Origin of the sequence: Bacillus sp. AP50 (genome assembly GCF_040492675.1) — a bacterium.
Taxonomy (GTDB): domain Bacteria; phylum Bacillota; class Bacilli; order Bacillales; family Bacillaceae_G; genus Bacillus_A; species Bacillus_A cereus.
Map to the genome: position 1 here is coordinate 1 of NZ_JBEUTW010000372.1, position 2,518 is coordinate 2,518.

A 2,518-nucleotide genomic window follows, 5' to 3' on the forward strand; every position below is an offset into this window, starting at 1 on the left:
ATATTACGTCATTATTACTATCAAAATGTAATCTCTTTAATGCTTCGATGTAAATAGGCTCTCTTAAGCCGATACGTGGTAATATATTTGACGCTAAGATTTCTTTTGGTGTTCCTATCGCAATGACTTTACCTTCATCAATTAATATAACTTTGTCTAAATCCAGGTTTAAAATTTCTTCTATTCTATGTTCGATAATAACAATCGTTTTATTATATTGTTCATGTATATCTTTCATAAGTTTTATCGTATGTAAGGCGCTTAGTGGATCTAAATTAGCTAACGGTTCATCGAACAATAATATATCCGCATTTGTTGTTAATAAACCCGCTAGAGAAACTGTTTGCTTTTGACCTCCTGATAATTCATGTGGACTTTGTTTATGAAACGTATGCATCTTCACCTTTCTTAATGAGTCCGAAACAATCTTTTTCATGTCATCTTGCTTTACACATTCATTTTCTAAATAAAAAGCTACATCTTCTTCTACTGTCAGACCAATAAATTGAGCATCTTGATCTTGCAAAATTGTTCCTACCTGTTTACTTTGTTCAAAAATACTTCCTTCCCTCGGGTCTTTACCGGCAATTAAAACGTTACCTGTACTATTCCCTTCGTAAGAAAATGGGATTAGCCCATTTATACAATGAGCTAATGTCGACTTTCCTGAGCCACTTCGTCCAGCAATTAGCACTTTTTCCCCAGGGTATATATGAAAGGTAATATCACTTAAAGTAGGCTGCACAGCATGCCCATATTGAAAGGTGAATTGTTCAAACGAAATAATTGGTTGCATGTTAACATCCCTACTTTTCAATTTTTAAATGTGTATGTTTCTTATTGGATTTCGCCAAACCAATTGTAAGTGGCAATCCAAGTACTAAGAAAACGATGACATCGGAAATTGTTGCTCCTAATACTTGTATAACAATTTTGTCAAATGGTTCTCCCATCACAATAATATCGAATGCCCCAGCAAATATAATAGCAATGACAATACCAACTAGCCCAGTAATTGCTAAATAAGAAATATCCCCCTTGTTAAATGACCCGTTTTTCACACTAAAACCAACTCTTTTTTGAATAAGCCCCATTGAAAAACCAATAATACCTGAACTAATAACCCAGCCCCACCAAATACCCCAGCCAGCAATCGTATCTGTTACGGTATGACCGATAAGTCCGATTAACAGTCCTGCCACTGGACCAAATAATGCTCCAAAAACAGTTAATATAGCTAATGCTGGTTTAATAAATGTATTCGGTGCAATAGAAAATCCCCAAAGTCCTAATATCCCGTATAATGCTGCTCCAATACCGATTGCTACTACTAACTTTGTTGATAATTTGTTCATGACAATTCCCCTCTCATATTAGTCAACTTTTATTACTCTATATTTAATTTAAAAATGAATTATGCATCGACACTCCCTTTCTATACAACAAAAAAATGACCTCTTACATAAGAGGTCATTTTCTTTCACATTCAAGAATCCTCTTATCTTTCAAAAAACACATCGTGTCCTCTGCGGAATTAGCACCTTCCTATAAAATTGCATAGGGGTTGCTGAGGTTTCTTAGGGCCGTTCCCTCCACCTCTCTGGATAAGTATTAATTTGTAATTCGTATTATGGCACTAAAGAATGTAAATTTCAACACTTTTCTTACTATTTTTATTTTTTGTTAAATAGATCATTTAAATCATTGTATTCTTATCGGAATTATGAAATAATAAATTCAAAATCGTTTCGGGAGGAATGCATTATGAAAGTTATTGGTTTGATTGGAGGATTAAGTTGGGAATCTACATCATTATACTATAAACATATTAATACACTTACACTCTCTCAATACGATCAAAATGCAAAGTTAGTTTTATATAGTATGGACTTTGGTGAAGTAACTACTTTATTACAAAACCATCAATATGAAGAAGTGAAAAATGAACTAGTTACAGTTGCAAAGAAAGTTGAAAAATCTGGGGCTGAATGTTTATTAATGTGTTCAAATACCGTACATCTATTTGCCGAGGAAGTAGAACAAGCAATATCTATCCCGCTTCTTCACATTGGTGATGTAAGTGCTAAAGAAATGGTAGAACAGAGTATAAAACGTATCGGACTATTAGGAACAAAACAAACGATGGAGCAAGATTTCTATAAATCACGATTAGCGAAATATAACATTGAGACAATTATCCCAAATGAAGAGGAAAGAACCTTTATCCACCATGTCATATTAGATGAATTAAGTAGAGGGATCATTTCAGAAACATCTAAAGAAAAGTTATTACAAATTACAAAATCATTAATTCAAAACGGCGCTGAAGGTATATTATTAGGCTGTACTGAAATACCTTTACTTATCTCCCAAAATGATCTTACTGTTCCCGTTTTTGATACTGCTTTTTTACACGCAAATACTGCTGTGCAATTTGCTGGATAAGAATATACAAGCATAAAGGTGAGAACCTCTATGCTTGTATACAGTTACGACTATTTATCCCGCTATTTATGGG

At 33.7% G+C, this 2,518-nt stretch carries 3 protein-coding genes and 1 riboswitch; of the genes, 1 reads left to right on the forward strand and 2 read right to left on the reverse strand.

The window, feature by feature from the left end:
* Both ABWK52_RS22665 and ABWK52_RS22670 read right to left on the reverse strand, forming a co-directional pair.
* A partial coding sequence (locus tag ABWK52_RS22665) for a DUF3744 domain-containing protein (RefSeq protein ID WP_353772144.1) occupies nt 1-796 on the reverse strand: 796 nt, incomplete at its 3' end.
* A 10-nt stretch (nt 797-806) separates the two neighbouring features.
* Nucleotides 807-1,355 (reverse strand): ECF-type riboflavin transporter substrate-binding protein, encoded by a 549-nt coding sequence (locus ABWK52_RS22670; RefSeq protein ID WP_001038210.1) that lies wholly within the window; start codon nt 1,353-1,355, stop codon nt 807-809.
* Nucleotides 1,356-1,495: 140 nt separating this feature from the next.
* Nucleotides 1,496-1,611: riboswitch (SAM riboswitch) on the reverse strand.
* Between the two features lie 153 nt (nt 1,612-1,764).
* Here ABWK52_RS22670 and ABWK52_RS22675 point away from each other — a divergent pair.
* On the forward strand, nt 1,765-2,445 hold the full coding sequence (locus ABWK52_RS22675; protein ID WP_000864399.1) for an aspartate/glutamate racemase family protein: 681 nt from the start codon (nt 1,765-1,767) through the stop codon (nt 2,443-2,445).
* Nucleotides 2,446-2,518 lie beyond the last annotated feature (73 nt).